Source organism: Ruegeria sp. BG7, from assembly GCF_056535685.1.
The window spans coordinates 2,541,684-2,556,979 of record NZ_JBQFIU010000001.1 but is presented as its reverse complement, the minus strand read 5'-3'; the positions used below and the strand labels follow the sequence as shown (position 1 = coordinate 2,556,979).

General features: G+C 57.4%; 16 protein-coding genes. 9 read left to right on the top strand and 7 right to left on the bottom strand.

Annotated elements, in window-relative coordinates; genetic code table 11:
• Positions 1-8: 8 nt before the first annotated feature.
• Positions 9-590: a disulfide bond formation protein B gene (locus ACR3EH_RS12705; RefSeq protein WP_171186583.1), complete on the top strand. Its 582-nt coding sequence runs from the start codon at positions 9-11 to the stop codon at positions 588-590.
• Between the two features lie 332 nt (positions 591-922).
• Here ACR3EH_RS12705 and ACR3EH_RS12700 read toward each other — a convergent pair whose 3' ends face one another.
• Positions 923-1,609: a response regulator transcription factor gene (locus tag ACR3EH_RS12700; protein ID WP_171096035.1), complete on the bottom strand. Its 687-nt coding sequence runs from the start codon at positions 1,607-1,609 to the stop codon at positions 923-925.
• Positions 1,610-1,771: 162 nt separating this feature from the next.
• Here ACR3EH_RS12700 and ribA point away from each other — a divergent pair, with 162 nt between their 5' ends.
• The gene (gene ribA / locus ACR3EH_RS12695) at positions 1,772-2,863 is read left to right on the top strand and encodes a GTP cyclohydrolase II (RefSeq protein WP_171188635.1); all 1,092 of its coding nucleotides are present in this window, start codon (positions 1,772-1,774) and stop codon (positions 2,861-2,863) included.
• Positions 2,860-3,360 (top strand): L,D-transpeptidase family protein, encoded by a 501-nt coding sequence (locus tag ACR3EH_RS12690; protein WP_171188633.1) that lies wholly within the window; start codon positions 2,860-2,862, stop codon positions 3,358-3,360. The genes ribA and ACR3EH_RS12690 overlap by 4 nt, the downstream gene beginning before the upstream one ends.
• Here ACR3EH_RS12690 and ACR3EH_RS12685 read toward each other — a convergent pair.
• Entirely contained in the window at positions 3,344-4,003 is a 660-nt protein-coding gene (locus tag ACR3EH_RS12685) for a YggS family pyridoxal phosphate-dependent enzyme (RefSeq protein WP_171188631.1), read from the bottom strand. The two genes, ACR3EH_RS12690 and ACR3EH_RS12685, sit on opposite strands and share 17 nt — an antisense overlap.
• Before the next feature lie 101 nt (positions 4,004-4,104).
• Positions 4,105-5,127, bottom strand: coding sequence for a porin (locus tag ACR3EH_RS12680; protein ID WP_171188629.1), 1,023 nt, complete (start codon positions 5,125-5,127; stop codon positions 4,105-4,107).
• A 281-nt stretch (positions 5,128-5,408) separates the two neighbouring features.
• Here ACR3EH_RS12680 and ACR3EH_RS12675 point away from each other — a divergent pair, with 281 nt between their 5' ends.
• The 4 genes from ACR3EH_RS12675 (at position 5,409) to holA (ending at position 10,016) form a co-directional block, all read left to right on the top strand.
• Positions 5,409-5,894: a DUF3576 domain-containing protein gene (locus ACR3EH_RS12675; RefSeq protein WP_171188751.1), complete on the top strand. Its 486-nt coding sequence runs from the start codon at positions 5,409-5,411 to the stop codon at positions 5,892-5,894.
• 72 nt (positions 5,895-5,966) lie between these two features.
• On the top strand, positions 5,967-8,501 hold the full coding sequence (leuS, locus tag ACR3EH_RS12670; protein ID WP_171188627.1) for a leucine--tRNA ligase: 2,535 nt from the start codon (positions 5,967-5,969) through the stop codon (positions 8,499-8,501).
• Positions 8,488-8,991: an LPS assembly lipoprotein LptE gene (gene lptE, locus ACR3EH_RS12665; protein ID WP_171095832.1), complete on the top strand. Its 504-nt coding sequence runs from the start codon at positions 8,488-8,490 to the stop codon at positions 8,989-8,991. The genes leuS and lptE overlap by 14 nt, the downstream gene beginning before the upstream one ends.
• Complete coding sequence (holA, locus tag ACR3EH_RS12660; protein ID WP_171676620.1) at positions 8,988-10,016, top strand: DNA polymerase III subunit delta; 1,029 nt, start codon at positions 8,988-8,990, stop codon at positions 10,014-10,016. The genes lptE and holA overlap by 4 nt, the downstream gene beginning before the upstream one ends.
• A gap of 1 nt (position 10,017) precedes the next feature.
• Here holA and ACR3EH_RS12655 read toward each other — a convergent pair whose 3' ends face one another.
• Positions 10,018-11,202, bottom strand: a complete 1,185-nt coding sequence (locus tag ACR3EH_RS12655; RefSeq protein ID WP_171188623.1) for a TIGR03862 family flavoprotein — start codon at positions 11,200-11,202, stop codon at positions 10,018-10,020.
• A gap of 48 nt (positions 11,203-11,250) precedes the next feature.
• Between ACR3EH_RS12655 and ACR3EH_RS12650 the strand changes: the two genes are divergently transcribed.
• A complete protein-coding gene (locus ACR3EH_RS12650) occupies positions 11,251-11,547 on the top strand; it encodes an HNH endonuclease (RefSeq protein WP_171188621.1) in 297 nt (98 codons plus the stop codon).
• Here ACR3EH_RS12650 and ACR3EH_RS12645 read toward each other — a convergent pair whose 3' ends face one another.
• Genes ACR3EH_RS12645 through ACR3EH_RS12635 form a run of 3 tightly spaced genes read right to left on the bottom strand, consistent with a single transcriptional unit; the run spans position 11,548 to position 13,630 of the window.
• A complete protein-coding gene (locus ACR3EH_RS12645; protein WP_171676618.1) occupies positions 11,548-12,285 on the bottom strand; it encodes a VOC family protein in 738 nt (245 codons plus the stop codon).
• Complete coding sequence (locus ACR3EH_RS12640; RefSeq protein ID WP_171188618.1) at positions 12,282-12,890, bottom strand: enoyl-CoA hydratase/isomerase family protein; 609 nt, start codon at positions 12,888-12,890, stop codon at positions 12,282-12,284. The genes ACR3EH_RS12645 and ACR3EH_RS12640 overlap by 4 nt, the downstream gene beginning before the upstream one ends.
• Positions 12,887-13,630, bottom strand: coding sequence for an SDR family oxidoreductase (locus ACR3EH_RS12635; protein ID WP_171648364.1), 744 nt, complete (start codon positions 13,628-13,630; stop codon positions 12,887-12,889). Before ACR3EH_RS12635 ends, ACR3EH_RS12640 begins: the two co-directional genes overlap by 4 nt.
• A 140-nt stretch (positions 13,631-13,770) precedes the next feature.
• On the opposite strand from ACR3EH_RS12635, the gene ACR3EH_RS12630 reads away from it, so the two are divergent.
• Positions 13,771-15,285, top strand: a complete 1,515-nt coding sequence (locus tag ACR3EH_RS12630) for a DUF2125 domain-containing protein (RefSeq protein WP_171188616.1) — start codon at positions 13,771-13,773, stop codon at positions 15,283-15,285.
• Positions 15,286-15,296 lie beyond the last annotated feature (11 nt).

Sequence of the window (15,296 nt, the reverse complement as noted above, 5' to 3'; positions counted from 1 at the left end):
ATTGTTCCATGTCACCTGAATTTGCCCGAAATATGAACGCGCTTGGTGTTCTGGCTGTTTGCCTAGTGTTGGTTCTCGCATTCTATTTTCAACTTGTTCTCTACGAACTACCTTGTCCGTTGTGTTTACTGCAGCGTGTCGGTTTCGTGGCAGTGGGATTTGGGCTCGGGCTAAATCTCTTGTGGGGTACGCGTGCACGGAATTACGGAATAGTCCTTGTGGCAGCAATATTTGGCATCAGCGTTTCGATCCGCCAAATCCTACTACATATTGTGCCCGGCACTGGGCACTATGGGGCTCCGGTTCTTGGTCTGCATTTTTACACTTGGGCCGGCATAGCCTTCGGATTGATAATACTCGGGACCGCGGTGATGCTTGTCTTTGAAAAGCAATACGATCTGGCTGCGGACGTCAGGGCATCGGAGCGGTTCGGTGGAAGCAAGTTGGCCAAAACGGCGTTCATGTTGATCTTATCTTTGGGAGTTGCCAACGCAGGCTCAGCTCTGTTGGAGTGTGGACCAGGTATTTGCGACGATCCGCCAACAGACTACAAATTTTTGGATAAGCTTGAAGAAGCAGGTGAAACTTAGGACGAGAAGAAATCTTGTGCGCAGTTTTTCCGGTGTTCTGCCCTCCACAATCAAAGAGGAAATACGAAGGCGAGCTTTGCTTCATTTTGACCAAAAAAAACTACCAAACAGCAATTTAAAGACCAGAAACAAAATATATGGTCAACGTTAAAACAGGTGACCGCTTTGGGCTCTAAGCAGCCATCTTGCCAACCACCCCACAAAAAAAGCCGGGCCATTCGGCCCGGCAGTCCAACAGGGAGGTGCATGTCATAACCCAGACATGCGCGGGTTGGGAGTAACCTAATTATGAGTACAGGGTATCACTTTGATCCAAGTCAATCCACACCCAGTTAAGACACCAGCCGATATCCACCCGATTCTGTGACCAAAAGGCGCGCATTGGACGGATCGGGCTCGATTTTCTGACGCAGACGGTAGATGTGGGTTTCCAGCGTGTGGGTCGTCACACCGGCGTTATAACCCCAGACCTCGTGCAGCAGCACGTCCCGCGCCACGACGCCGTCGGTCGAGCGGTACAGGAACTTGAGAATGTTCGTTTCCTTTTCGGTCAGGCGAATTTTGCGGTCATCTTCGGTGATCAACATCTTCATCGCCGGTTTGAACGTATAGGGGCCAAGCACAAAGACGGCATCTTCTGACTGCTCATGCTGGCGCAGCTGGGCACGGATGCGGGCCAGAAGAACCGGGAATTTGAAAGGTTTGGAGACATAGTCGTTCGCACCTGCATCCAGCCCAAGGATGGTATCGGCATCGCTGTCATGACCGGTCAGCATCAGGATGGGGCTTTTAACGCCTTGTTTGCGCATCAGGCGGCACAACTCGCGCCCGTCGGTATCAGGCAGGCCGACATCCAGAATGACAAGGTCATAGATCGCCTCACGCGCACGTTCCATCGCCGAGGTCCCGTCAGAGGCTTCGAACACATCGAAATCCTCGGTCATTACAAGTTGCTCGCTGAGCGCCTCGCGCAGATCCTCGTCATCGTCCACCAACAGGATTTTCTTGAGCTGAGCCATTTCCCGGTCCTCCAAACGCTTTTCCATCACTTGCGTGTGGAATACGAATTCAACAAGCTTTACTGCAATCGTTTCACGCCTTCGTGTCAGAGTTTGCAGAAATGTTTCACATTTCCTTTCGTAAGAGATAGGAAAAGGGCTGAACGTTGTAGGGTAACCTAGATGAGCCTCACCCCCGATATTTCTGAATTGCTGGCCCGCGCACGGGCTGATCTGCGTATGGGTGTTCCCGTGGCCCTTACCGATGACAGTGGCTACAGCGTACTTGCTGTGTCTGCGGAAACGCTCAGCCCGCAGCGTCTGGCCGATCTGAAGGCATTGGGAACGCCGGTTGTGGCCATAACCGGACGGCGGGCCGAGACGCTAAAGGCACGCGCCTATGACGGAGATCTCGCGCGGGTTTTGGTTCCCGCAGATGCGGATATTACCTGGGTTCAGGCGGTGGCAGATCCTTCGGACGACTTGAACGCGCCGATGAAAGGTCCGTTGATGACCGAGCGGCAGGGCAATGCCAATCTGCACCGTATCGCAATCGCGCTGGCAAAATCCGCGCGTATCCTTCCTGCAGCTGTGGTTGTTTCCATCGAAGACGGGCGTTCCTTTGCTGCCACGCACGGCCTGACATGCATCGATCACACGCGCGCGGCACCACATCTGGCAGATCGCAGCGCATTGCACGAAGTGGTTGCCGCGCGCCTGCCAATGGAAGTGTCCGAGGCCGGTCGCCTGCACATCTTCCGCCCCGAAGACGGTGGCGAAGAACATTATGCCGTCGAAATCGGCCGTCCAGATCGGGACAAGCCGGTACTGGCCCGTTTGCACTCGGCCTGTTTTACCGGCGACCTGATGGGCAGTTTGAAATGCGACTGCGGTCCGCAGTTACGCGGAGCATTGGCACAGATGGGATCTGAAGGCGCTGGTGTTCTGCTGTATCTCAATCAGGAAGGTCGCGGCATTGGGTTGGCCAACAAAATGCGGGCCTATTTCCTTCAGGATCAAGGCTTTGACACGGTCGAAGCAAACCACAGGCTTGGCTTTGAGGACGATGAGCGCGATTTCCGGCTTGGTTCGGACATTCTGAAGTCACTGGGGTTCAATTCAGTTCGTCTTTTGACAAACAACCCCGCCAAGATCGCCATGATGGAGCGGACAGGGATCGCTGTAACCGAACGCGTGCCTTTGAAAGTGGGTGAAACGGCTCATAACCGGGGGTATCTGGCGACAAAAGCCGCGAAATCGGGGCATTTGCTTTGACCCCCAGCGATCTTGTGCTGACCCCGCGTGGCGTTCGGTTTCTGGGCAGGGTTTTCCCTTGCACCATTGGCAAGGGCGGAGTGAGCAAGTTCAAGCGTGAAGGCGATGGTGCCACCCCCACCGGGCATCACCGGATTGTCGGGATGCTCTACCGCGCGGACAGGATTGCGCGCCCAACGTACTGGGCGCACCCGATTGGCCCTCAGGATTTATGGTCGGATGACGTATCTGACACCAACTACAACCACATGGTGGCCGCGCCTTATGCCTTTAGCCACGAAAAACTGCAACGAGCCGACCCGCTTTACGATCTGGTTCTTTTGACGGACTGGAACTGGCCTAATGCCGTCCCTGGGAAAGGGTCAGCCATCTTTTTGCATCAATGGCGCCGCCCCGGATTTCCGACCGAAGGGTGTGTCGCCTTTCGCCGAGATCACCTGCATTGGATCGCTGATCGCGTTGCCCCGGGAACCCGCCTGATTATTCCTGAGGTTTGACCCGTTCGCCGAAAATGGCCGAACCAACACGCACATGGGTTGCACCCAAGGCAATGGCTTGCTCGAAATCGCCACTCATCCCCATCGACAACCCCTCCAGACCGTTGCGTGCAGCAATCTTGGCCAGAAGCGCAAAATGCAAAGAGGGTTCTTCGTCGACAGGGGGAATGCACATCAATCCACACACAGGAAGATCGAGCGCTTTGCAATCAGCAATGAACTTATCCGCGTCGGCGGGAAGAATACCGGCCTTTTGTTCCTCTTCACCTGTATTGACCTGAATGAACAGATCAGGGCAGGTTCCCATCTCTTGCGCCAAGCGGGCCAGTGTTTTGGCCAGTTTGGGACGATCCACCGAATGAATCGCATCGCACAGTTCCATCGCCTGCCGGGCCTTGTTGGTTTGCAACGGGCCGATAAGGTGCAGATCAGTTCCTTCGAACTGCTCTTTGAAGGCGGGCCATTTGCCGGCGGCCTCTTGCACCCGGTTCTCTCCGAAACACCTGTGGCCCTGTTCCAGAACTGCCTGCACGCGTTCATTCGGCTGCACTTTGGACACAGCGATCAGTTTCACTGAACCAACCGGACGCTCGGATTTGGATTCTGCTTTGGCGATACGTGCGGTGATGTCTTGCAGCGACATGGGATCCTCAATCTGTATTTGGCGCAGAAAAACACCAAGTCGGCACAAAAGAAAAGGGCGAGTCCGAAGACCCGCCCTCAAACCTTACGGTTCAGATCAGCTTAGAAGTTGAACTGAGCACCGAAGTCAGCAACGATGGTCGAGTCTGCGCAGATGTCGCAGTCGTTTACACCGATACCACCGCGCAGCGATGCACCGCCACCCAGGTCGTAGGTCGCACCAATGGCAACCTGCTGCAGGTCGGCATCAGCGTTACCGTCACCGTAGGTGAACAGCAGGGTGGTTGCAGCGCCCAGGTTGTAGGCTGCCGACAGACCCCATGCGGTGCCGTCAGTTGCTGCGACCTCGGTTGCGTCGTCTGCAACGAACAGAGTACCCGAGAAGTCACCGAATTCTGCACCCAGGGTCAGAACGGTCAGGCTCGGATCGCTAACACCAGAAATACCAGCGTCGGTCTGACCATAGGCCACAGCGGCGGTGATGTTGTTAAAGGTGTAGGTCGCGCTGATGTCCCAACGGTCAACGTCGGTTGCAACACCGTTCAGACCAATGGTGCCTTGGTCGTACGACGCGCCGAATGCGAAGTCACCAACCGAGTACTGGAAGAACACAGCGTTCGAACCCGAACCGGTCGACGAGTAACCCAGGAAGCTGTAGTTAACACCCGAGTACTGGCCTGCGAACAGTTCCAGACCTACTTCGTTGCCATAGTAGTTTGCCAAGTTGTCGAAGGCACCTGCAACGTTGCCCGCGTCAACACGCAGACCGCCGAAGATGACCGAGAAGCGTGCGCCGTTCAGGCCGGCCGAGTTTGCTTCACCGGTGCTGCTGTCTTCGTCAGCTTGCAGACGAACACGACCTTCGAAACGAACGCCACCGTCAGTTTCTACGATGCCGTCGATGTTCAGACGGAAACGCGAAACCAGGATTGCGTCGTCGGTGTCAACAACTGCGGAGTTGATGGTGGTAACAACGCCACCCGAAGTGGAGATGTTCGGAACGGTACCGGAACGATCTTCAACGTAGCCCAGACCAAAACGGCCGTAACCGCTGAATTTAACTTCAGCTGCTGCAACGCCTGCGGTCGCGATCAGCGCCGTAGTTGCGAAGAGAACTTTTTTCATCTTGTTTCCCTCGGTTTCAAAAAGAGTTATCTACTCGACACATGCCTCGGCATATGTCTCAGCACGGACACCGTTTCGCTCTTTTTGCCCCCTTTGCGCAAGCTTGGCATAAACGCTGCGGTGTCATTGGGGGCAAATTGGTGCAAGGATGCCACAGTCCATTTCCCCCCAAGACCAGCCACCTACCGGGATTTCGCAAGAATAGGCTTGTTGCAGCGGGGGTCCTTGGCTAGGAGTATCCCTTGAATACTGCACAACAAGTGAAACAGGACCTGTTTACAATGCGCCTGCCGACGATTTTGGGATTGATCATGCTGACCGCCACTATTTCGGCATGCGGGCAGAATCAAAGCGCCACGACGACTTATACGCCCAATCTCGCAGGCGGAAATTCCGACGAGCGAGAGTTGAATGACCCTAACCGCTCGACGATTTGGGATATTTTCGACCGCAGCACAGCCGAGCAGGTGACAAATGTGAACCGCTACCTGTGGGCGGCTTCACTTGATGTGCTGAACTTCCTGCCGGTTCAAGAGGTCGATCCATTTACCGGTGTGATCGTAACGGGTTACGGCACACCACCGGGTGGAGGACGCTCTTATAGGGCCACGGTTCACATCAGCGACCCGGCCCTTGCGGCACGGTCATTGTCGGTTGCCCTGCAATCCAGCGGAGGCTCTCCGGTCAGCGCGGCGACGACGCGTGCAGTCGAGGATGCGATTCTGTCTCGTGCCCGCCAGCTACGCATCGCGGACAACAAGTTCTAGCAACCCGCCGAAAATCACACTAATACCACGCCGGGTTCCTACCCGGCGTTTTCATTCACGAAGGACCGCACGATGTCGCGCTACTCGGCCAACGAAATCGAAGCAAAATGGCAAGAGGCCTGGGACAAGGCCGGAATCTTCACCGCCAACCACAAGGCGGACAAGCCAAAGTATTATGTGCTTGAGATGTTCCCCTACCCCTCGGGCCGAATCCATATGGGGCATGTGCGCAACTACACCATGGGTGACGTGATTGCGCGTCACAAGCTGGCGACAGGACATAACGTGCTGCACCCGATGGGCTGGGACGCCTTCGGGATGCCTGCGGAAAACGCCGCGATGGCCATTGGTGGCCACCCCAAAGACTGGACTTACGGCAACATCGCCGACATGCGCGGGCAGATGAAGCCTTTGGGCCTGTCCATCGACTGGTCTCGTGAATTCGCCACCTGCGACCCTGAATATTACGGCCAGCAGCAGGCGTTGTTTCTGGATATGCTCGAAGCCGGGCTGGTTTACCGCAAAAACGCCGTGGTGAACTGGGACCCGGTCGATATGACCGTTCTGGCCAATGAACAGGTGGAAAACGGACGCGGTTGGCGTTCGGGCGCGTTGGTCGAGCGTCGCGAACTGACCCAATGGTTCTTCAAGATTTCGGACTATTCAGAAGAATTGCTCGACGCGCTGGATACATTGGACAACTGGCCCGCCAAAGTGCGCCTGATGCAGGAAAACTGGATCGGCAAGTCGCGCGGCCTGCAATTCGGGTTTGAACGCACCGATGGTGGCGACCCAATCACGGTTTACACGACTCGTCCCGACACGCTGCTGGGCGCGTCTTTTGTTGGTATCTCGCCGGATCATCCGATTGCCAAGCAGCTCGAGGCCGAAAACCCAGAAGTTGCTGAATTTGTTGCCGAATGCCGCAAAGGTGGTACCACCGAAGAGGCCATCGAGACGGCAGAAAAGCTGGGCTATGACACCGGTATTCGCGTCAAGCACCCGCTGGACCCGAACTGGGAACTGCCGGTTTGGATCGCGAACTTCATCCTGATGGACTACGGCACCGGCGCAATCTTTGCCTGCCCGGCGCACGACCAGCGCGATCTTGATTTCTGCCGCAAATACGGTCTGCCGGTGGTCGATACGTTCTTTGCTCTGGACGACGACACGCCGGTCGACAAAATCGCTTTCGTTCCGCCAAAAACCGAAAAAGTCCGCTGGGTGAACCATTTCGCGGGCCTGACCGAAGCAACGGGCGACGAGGCCATCAATGCTACTGTCGATTTCGCTGAAAAGGCCGGTTGGGGCGCTGGCGTCACCAAATACCGCCTGCGTGACTGGGGCCTTAGCCGCCAGCGCTATTGGGGCTGCCCGATTCCAGTTGTGCACTGCGACAGCTGCGGTGTCGTGCCCGAGAAGAAAGAAAACCTGCCAGTCCGCCTGCCCGACGATGTGACATTCGACAAACCGGGCAACCCGTTGGACCGCCACCCGACCTGGCGCGACTGTGCCTGCCCGAAATGTGGGGCTCCGGCCAAGCGCGAAACCGATACGATGGACACCTTTGTCGATTCGTCTTGGTATTTCGCCCGTTTCACTGCGCCGCGCGCCGAAACGCCCACCGATCTGGCCGAAGCTGAATACTGGATGAATGTCGATCAGTATATCGGCGGCATCGAGCACGCGATTCTGCACCTGCTCTATTCCCGATTCTTTGCACGCGCGATGAACACAACCGGTCACCTGCCGAAAAAGGCTATCGAGCCGTTCGATGCGCTGTTCACCCAAGGCATGGTGACGCATGAGATCTACCAGACTCGCGATGCAAACGGCCGCCCCGTCTATCACCTGCCCGAGGATGTGACTGACGGCAAGCTGGCTGATGGCACTGAGGTCGAGATTATCCCTTCGGCCAAGATGTCGAAATCCAAGAAGAACGTGGTGGACCCGGTCAGCATCATCTCGGCCTTCGGTGCCGACACCGCGCGCTGGTTCGTGCTGTCCGATTCGCCGCCCGAGCGGGACGTGGAATGGACCGCATCGGGCGCTGAGGCTGCATTCAAGCACCTCAGCCGTGTGCATCGCATCGCGTCGGAAATCGCCGAGTCGGACGTTCCGGCCAATGCCGAGGACGAAGCCCTGCTGCGCGAAATGCACAAGGCGATCCACGACGTGTCGGGTGGCGTCGAATCCTTTGGCTTCAACGCATCGATCGCCAAGCTGTATGCCTTCACCAACACGCTGGCCAAGTCCAAAGCTGGCACCGCGGCCAAACGCGAAGCAGCCAAAACGCTGGCGCAACTGATGTCGCCGATGACCCCGCACCTGTCTGAAGAGCTTTGGCAGCTGCTAGGTGGCGAAGGTCTGGTGGCCACCGCAGCGTGGCCTGTCGCCGATGAGGCGATGTTGGTCGACGACACCGTCACCCTGCCGATTCAAATCAATGGCAAGCGTCGTGCGGAAATCAGCGTCTCCAAGGATCTGGCCAAGGACGAGGTTGAAAAAATCGCGCTCAGCACCGAAGCTGTGCAAAAGGCGCTGGATGGTAACGCGCCCAAGAAAGTGATCGTAGTTCCAGGTCGGATCGTGAATGTCGTTGTTTAACCGCAGGACCCTTTTGCTGATGCCGCTGGCCGCCTGTTTCCTTGGTGCGGCCTGTGGCTTCCAACCGGTCTACGCACCCGGGGGAACGGGTTCGCAACTCTACGGCAAAGTTGCTGTGTCCGAGCCGAACAATGTCGACAGCTATCTTCTGGTCCAGAATCTGGAACAGCAACTGGGTCGCAGCGCCGGTGCGGTCAGCGCGTACAAACTGGACGTGCGGGTCACGACCGTGACGCGTGGGGCCGCGATCACCACGACGAATGAAACGCAACGGTACACGATTGACGGGCGGGCCCAGTATACGCTGCGGTCCAACGAAACCGGACAAATCGTAGCCTCGGGCACGGCCTCCGACTTTGTGTCTTACTCCGCCGCAGGTTCAACCGTTTCCACACTGGCTGATGAGCGCGACGCCAAAGACCGCCTGATGGTTATTCTGTCGAGCCAGATCGTGAACCGACTGAATGCAACACCGGATCTGGCCACATGAAGCTGAGCCCGCGCGAGGCTGATGGATATTTCTCCAAGCCGGACGCGGACAAGACCGGGTTGCTGATCTATGGCGCAGATTCCATGCGGGTCGCGCTCAAGCGTCAGCAGGTTCTGGCAGCTTTGCTTGGCCCCGGTGCCGAAGAGGAAATGCGCCTGACACGCCTGCCCGGCAGCGACCTGCGCGGCGATCCCGCGTTGTTGCTGGATGCCGTCAAGGCCGTTGGGTTCTTTCCCGGTCCCCGCGCGGTATTTGTCGAAGAGGCCACCGAAACCGCAGCACCTTCGATACTGGCTGCGCTTGAGGATTGGGCCCCCGGAGACGCCCAGATCATCGTCACGGCCGGGCAGCTGAAACCCAGTTCGAAAATTCGCAAAGCGTTCGAAGCACATCCGGCGGCTTATGCGGTAGGCATCTATGACGACCCGCCATCCCGCGCCGAGGTGGAACGGATTCTGACCGAATCGGGCCTGAAGAACATACCCCGCGATGTCATGTCTGCCATCAGCGAGCTGGCCGTCAGCCTCAGCCCTGGCGATTTCGCCCAAACCGTTGAGAAACTGTCGCTTTACAAGCGCGGGGACAGTTCAGAACTGACCATCGAAGACGTCGAAGCTTGCGCCCCGCGCTCGACCGAGGCTGCTTTGGACGATGTTTTGAACGTAGTGGCCGAAGGCCGCGCGGGCGATATCGGACCATTGATCCGGCGCTTGCAGGCGCAAGGGACAAATGGCGTGACATTGTGCATTGGGGCCACCCGCCATTTTCGCACGCTTTATGCCTGCGCCTCGGATCCGGGCGGCGCGGCACAAGGTATCGGAAAGCTGCGCCCGCCGGTTTATGGCAAGCGGCGGGACCGTATTCTGCGACAGGCGCAGGGATGGGGTGCACCCAAGCTGGAAACTGCGCTGACGGTTCTGACCGACACGGATCTATCGCTTCGGTCTGCGGGTCAAACGGCACCCGCTATGGCCCTGGTGGAACGCGCCATGATCCGCCTTGCGATGCTGGCGCGATCACGTTGAACTACCGGGTCTTTTCCAGCCAATCTGCGGCTGCCAGACCAGCCCGACGCCCCGTAGCCAGGCAGGCTGTCAGCAAATAACCCCCTGTCGGGGCCTCCCAGTCCAACATCTCTCCGGCGCAGAACACACCCGGCAACGCGGTCAGCATCAGCCCGTCATCCAATGACGCCCTTTTTACGCCCCCTGCTGTCGAGATTGCTTCGTCTATCGGGCGCAGACCAGCGTGCAGGATGGGCAGTTTCTTTAACACTGCAATCTGATCTGGTTGACCTGTGCCGCTGCGTTTCACCATCTCATGAAACAACGCAACCTTCTGAGGCGATAGGTTCAGCGACTTTCTAAGCCATTGGGACATTGTAACCTTCGACCGTTTCGCGCCATAGCGCGCCTCAAGGGTCTGCTGATCCAGATCGGGCACCAAATCCACAAACAACGGCTGTCCGGCACGCAAGGTTGGGGTGAGCGAATACAGCCCGCCGCCCTCCAGCCCCTTTGCAGAAATTGCGGCTTCCCCGCGACTTTCAGAATCGCCTGCTATCCAACGGACCGATTTCAACGCGGCCCCAAAATGCGGCCGCATATGGTCGCTCCAATCCACGGACAGGGCAGAATTCGCAGGCTCGAAAGGAGCCAGAGCCACACCTCTGCTCGCAAGAGCCTCTGACCACTGACCATCCGAGCCAAGGCGTGCCCAGCTTGCCCCACCCAGCGCCAGTACGGTGGCATCTGGTGAAATACTGCGCGGCCCGTCGGGTGTGTTAAATATCAGCGCCTCGCCTTCCCAACCTGTCCAGCGCCAGCGGGTTTTGACCTCAACCTTTGCATCGCTTAACCGGGCCAGCCAGGCCCGCAACAAGGGAGAGGCTTTCATAACCTCGGGAAAAACCCGGCCTGTTGAACCCGTAAACAAGGGCTGACCCAAGTCACGCGCCCAGCGCTGTACTGCCTCGGAATCGAAAGCAGAAATCATCGGATTCAACCAATCCGCAGCCTCGCCGTATGCGCGGATCAAGGTACCGAACGGCTCATCTTTGGTCAGGTTCAGCCCGGATTTTCCAGCCATCAGGAACTTACGCGCGACTGACGGTTTGGCCTCGGCCACCAGCACGGAATGCCCTGCAGCGGCCAGTTGTTCAGCGGCCATCAACCCGGCGGGGCCTGCTCCGATCACCACTGCCTGCGCCATTCACACCCTCTTGCCTTCGCCGCTTTCAGGCGCAAGTTTCTAACCATCATGACGAACAGCGATCCGATCTGCCCGCTCTGCGACCGCCCGATCCCCGACGGAGGCGGCAGCCTGCATCATCTGATCCCAAAACTCAAAGGAGGCAAGGGCGGACCAACCGTTCTTTTGCATCAGATCTGCCATAAAGAGGTCCACGCCACCCTGACCGAGGCCGAACTGGCACGCAATTTCAACACAGTCGAAGCCCTGCGCGCGCATCCAAGGCTGGAAAAGTTCCTGAACTGGGTTCGCAAACGCCCACCCGGCTTTCGGTCAAAGGTTCCAGGCAAACGGCGCGGACGGTGATCAACCCGGCAGGATCGGATCACCAAAGGCGTCAGTCAGAGGTTCAGGCACGCCTTCGATTTCAATGCCCTGATAATCTGGCACAGGCCCGAACTGAGCCCCCGCAACGTGCTGAAATTCCAGCGTTGTATAGGGCCGTTTCCACAGCCATTCCCGGTTTTCAACCGACCATAGATCGGGATTTGGAGGCGTTTCCTGCGTGAAGGCATAGAAATGCAGGTCAAATCCGTATGGCGCAACGTCTTGCATGGATAACAACGACATGCCTTGCCCGCGCCAAAACTCGTCTTCAGCCGCGATGTCCCCGGTCCGCAAAGTGATCTGACCGATCCGCGCCTGCGCGAACGGCTCATCGGGATCAGCAGCGTGCAAAGGCCGGTTGCCTTCGAAATCATGTTGCAGCAGCTCGATGACAAAGCCTTCAGGGTCGGCCAGATGACACATGTAGCCGATATCCAGGAACTGGTTCGGATCGCTTACCGGAACACCCCGCGCGCGCAGATGGGTCGCAGCAAGATCAACATCCGGTACGGTTATGCCGATTTTCCAATAACGCTGGCCCCGGTCATGCGTGTATCCACCGCCGTCGGGCAGCAACAGAAGGTCTGCATCCTCGCCCGCATAACCTACACGAACGTTTGCGCCTTCTTCCCTGACGGACATGCCCAAAATGTCTCGATAAAAGGCCGCCAACTGGCGCGGATCATCGACCCGCAGACGCAGGGCAGAGGTCCTCATGAACACAACCTAGCGATTCCGGCGGCAATCTTTGGGTCGGCGTTGACGCTATCGGCCACCAGATCGCGTGCGGTTTGCATCAGGTGATCAGCCTCGACAATCCGGTCTACCAATCCAAACGCATAAGCCTCTTGCGCGGTGATCTTTTGACCCGCCATCAGAATCAGCTTTGCGCGCGCCGGTCCGACCAAAGCCGCCAGCCTTTTGGGATCGGAGGGTTGCGGCAGAAATCCCAGTTTCATCACAGGATAAAAGAATTTGGCCGAAGGCACCGCGATACGCAGATCGCAGGCCAGGGCCATCCCGTTGGCCCCACCAGCCAGGGTTCCGTTCAACGCTGCAACGGTCAGGCAGGGCAAAGCCGCAATAGCGCCAGACAGACGCTCCCAGACATCCGACGTGGCCAGACCGGCGCGCGCCTCATCAAGATCGGCACCGGCACTGAACACCTTGCCTGCACCTGTCAGGATCAACGCCTTTGCCTCAGTCGCAGCTTCGACGATCTCAGCCAGTTCCGCCAGCATCGCCCCGGTCAGAGCGTTGGCTTTGTCCGGGTTGTTGATCTTGGTGATCCAAAGACCATCCTCTTTGGTCAGATCGATCATATCAGCCCAACCCGTTTGCGGATGTCTTCCAACCGCAGCGAGATTTCGGTGCCCAAAAACTCATCCGCATCATCGGAACACATCCAGAGCAGCGCCCGCGCGGGCCAGTCTGCGGGAATGTGCACATCCCAATCCAGTTGACTGACCGGATTGATGCCGCTGGCCTTGATCGACCGCTGCATATCCGTGGCCACAGTTCCCGGTGACAAGCCCATAGCGCGAATGCCGTTATGGGCCTCTTCCAGATGTAGACATTCCGTCAGTATTTTAGCCCCGGCCTTGGAGGCGCAGTAGTGGCTCCAAGCTTCAACCGGATTTGATGCCGCCCCGGACGAGATGGTCAGAATGCTTCCCCCGCCAGCGGCCCGCATGATCGGCAGCGCGGCGCGCATTCCGTAAAAGACACCTTTAAGGTTGATGTCGATCGCCTTGCTCCAAGCCTCTACATCCGCGTTCGAGAGATGAAAGATCGGATCGATCACACCGGCATTACCAATTAAAACATCCAACCCACCGAAATGATCCACGCACGTGGCCACAGCCTGTTCGACCTGAGCAAAATCGCTGACATCACACGCCAACGCGATGGCCTGATCGCCCAGCGCAGCAGCCAAAGCGTCGATCTGGTCGTGGCTACGTGCCACCAAGGCGACATTTGCCCCGGCCGCGGCAAAAACGCGCCCCGCTTCGGCCCCGATTCCCCGGCTGGCCCCTGTAATGAGTACCGTTTTACCCTGCATCTGCCCCTCCTCGCGCGCTGCAATTGCTGTCGGCTACAGCCGTAGCGCGGAAACGGGGAAAGGGTCCAGCCCTTGCCCCCTTGACGATACCCGCCACAAACCCGACCATGCGCCACAAATTGATCAAGAAGGGTTACCTTATGTCCGTTTTCTTACGCCGCAGTTGCGGTGCAGCTTTGGCCTATGCCTTAGCCATTCAGGGTGCGTTTGCCGACCTGACGGCTGATGATGTCTGGGCCAATTGGCAAGGCTATTTCACCTCGATGGGATACACCGTCACGGGCGACGAAAGCTCGACAGGTGGCGTAACCACCATTTCGAACATGACACTTTCATTGGCACTGCCCGAAGAGGACGGGCAATTCCAAATGGTCATGCCAGAGATGACGCTGACGGAAAACGGTGACGGAACAGTGACTGTCGGTGTGCCGGAAAACTTTCCAATGGTCGTCACGGGTCAGGCTGAGGAAGGCGACTTTTCGGCGACTGTGAACTACACTCACAAACAGTTGAACATGGTGGTTTCGGGCTCTCCCGAAGACATGACCTATGACTACACCGCCGATACGCTGGGTGTAGTATTGGACTCGATCGAGGTCGAGGGCGAAGCGGTCCCGGATGATGTCTTTAACCTGGCGGTTGAGGCGAATGATCTGACAGGCAGCTCACGCATGCAGATTGCAGAAAACCGCGATCTCACCCAGACGTTCAACGCAGCCAGCCTGACCTACAACATGAATTTTCAGGATCCTGAAAGTGGCGAAACCGGATTGATCAATGGTCAGCTGGACCAACTGGCGTTCGAGGGCGAAAACGTGTTTCCGAAAGACATTGACCTTTCGGATCCGCAGTCCTTCTACGAGGCCGGTTTTGCCTTCGACGGCATCTTTACCTACGCTTCGGGCAGCACCGACTTGAGCGGCACCAGCGAAGGTCAGGCGTTCTCGATGAACAGTACGTCGGAAGGCGGACGCTTTGCCGCTACCATCGACTCTCAGAAACTGGTCTATGATATCGACCAAAACAGCACGAAACTTGCGGTGACGACCGCAGACCTGCCCTTCCCGATTGAGATCTCAATGGCCAAGGCCGGGCTCAACTTTGAGTTCCCGGTTCAGCAATCGGACGAGGTTCAGCCGTTTGGGTTGGGATTCAATCTGACCGATTTCACGATGTCAGACGTGCTGTGGGGCATTTTCGACCCCGCAGGTGCGCTGCCGCGTGATCCGGCAACGATTGCCCTGGATGCAACCGGAACGGCAAAGGTTCTGATGAACATCTTTGATCCGGAAATCGACATCGAGTCAGACGAAGCTCCGGGAGAGCTGCATTCTCTGAAAATCAACGAGCTTCTGGTGTCTTTGGTCGGTGCGAAACTGACAGGTGATGGCGATTTCGCGTTCGACAATTCGAACACCGAAGAATTTGACGGTCTGCCCAGCCCAAGCGGCGTTGCGAACCTTCAGCTTGTCGGCGCCAACCAGTTGATCGACACCCTGATCGGCATGGGCATCATTTCGGACAATGACGCCTTGGGCGCCCGGATGATGATGGGTCTGATGGCAGTTCCGGGCGAACAACCCGACACACTGAACTCGACCATCGAATTTACCGAAGATGGCCAGATTCTGGCAAATGGTCAGCGCCTTAAGTAAAGTTGGGAAAA

What these genes read in the sequence shown, in the direction of transcription:
- ACR3EH_RS12705 (WP_171186583.1), top strand. Translation starts at nt 9, where the DNA reads ATGTCACCTGAATTTGCCCGAAATATGAACGCGCTTGGTGTTCTGGCT.
- ACR3EH_RS12700 (WP_171096035.1), bottom strand. Translation starts at nt 1,609, where the DNA reads ATGGCTCAGCTCAAGAAAATCCTGTTGGTGGACGATGACGAGGATCTG.
- ribA (WP_171188635.1), top strand. Translation starts at nt 1,772, where the DNA reads ATGAGCCTCACCCCCGATATTTCTGAATTGCTGGCCCGCGCACGGGCT.
- ACR3EH_RS12685 (WP_171188631.1), bottom strand. Translation starts at nt 4,003, where the DNA reads ATGTCGCTGCAAGACATCACCGCACGTATCGCCAAAGCAGAATCCAAA.
- ACR3EH_RS12680 (WP_171188629.1), bottom strand. Translation starts at nt 5,127, where the DNA reads ATGAAAAAAGTTCTCTTCGCAACTACGGCGCTGATCGCGACCGCAGGC.
- ACR3EH_RS12675 (WP_171188751.1), top strand. Translation starts at nt 5,409, where the DNA reads ATGCGCCTGCCGACGATTTTGGGATTGATCATGCTGACCGCCACTATT.
- leuS (WP_171188627.1), top strand. Translation starts at nt 5,967, where the DNA reads ATGTCGCGCTACTCGGCCAACGAAATCGAAGCAAAATGGCAAGAGGCC.
- lptE (WP_171095832.1), top strand. Translation starts at nt 8,488, where the DNA reads ATGTCGTTGTTTAACCGCAGGACCCTTTTGCTGATGCCGCTGGCCGCC.
- holA (WP_171676620.1), top strand. Translation starts at nt 8,988, where the DNA reads ATGAAGCTGAGCCCGCGCGAGGCTGATGGATATTTCTCCAAGCCGGAC.
- ACR3EH_RS12655 (WP_171188623.1), bottom strand. Translation starts at nt 11,202, where the DNA reads ATGGCGCAGGCAGTGGTGATCGGAGCAGGCCCCGCCGGGTTGATGGCC.
- ACR3EH_RS12650 (WP_171188621.1), top strand. Translation starts at nt 11,251, where the DNA reads ATGACGAACAGCGATCCGATCTGCCCGCTCTGCGACCGCCCGATCCCC.
- ACR3EH_RS12645 (WP_171676618.1), bottom strand. Translation starts at nt 12,285, where the DNA reads ATGAGGACCTCTGCCCTGCGTCTGCGGGTCGATGATCCGCGCCAGTTG.
- ACR3EH_RS12640 (WP_171188618.1), bottom strand. Translation starts at nt 12,890, where the DNA reads ATGATCGATCTGACCAAAGAGGATGGTCTTTGGATCACCAAGATCAAC.
- ACR3EH_RS12635 (WP_171648364.1), bottom strand. Translation starts at nt 13,630, where the DNA reads ATGCAGGGTAAAACGGTACTCATTACAGGGGCCAGCCGGGGAATCGGG.
- ACR3EH_RS12630 (WP_171188616.1), top strand. Translation starts at nt 13,771, where the DNA reads ATGTCCGTTTTCTTACGCCGCAGTTGCGGTGCAGCTTTGGCCTATGCC.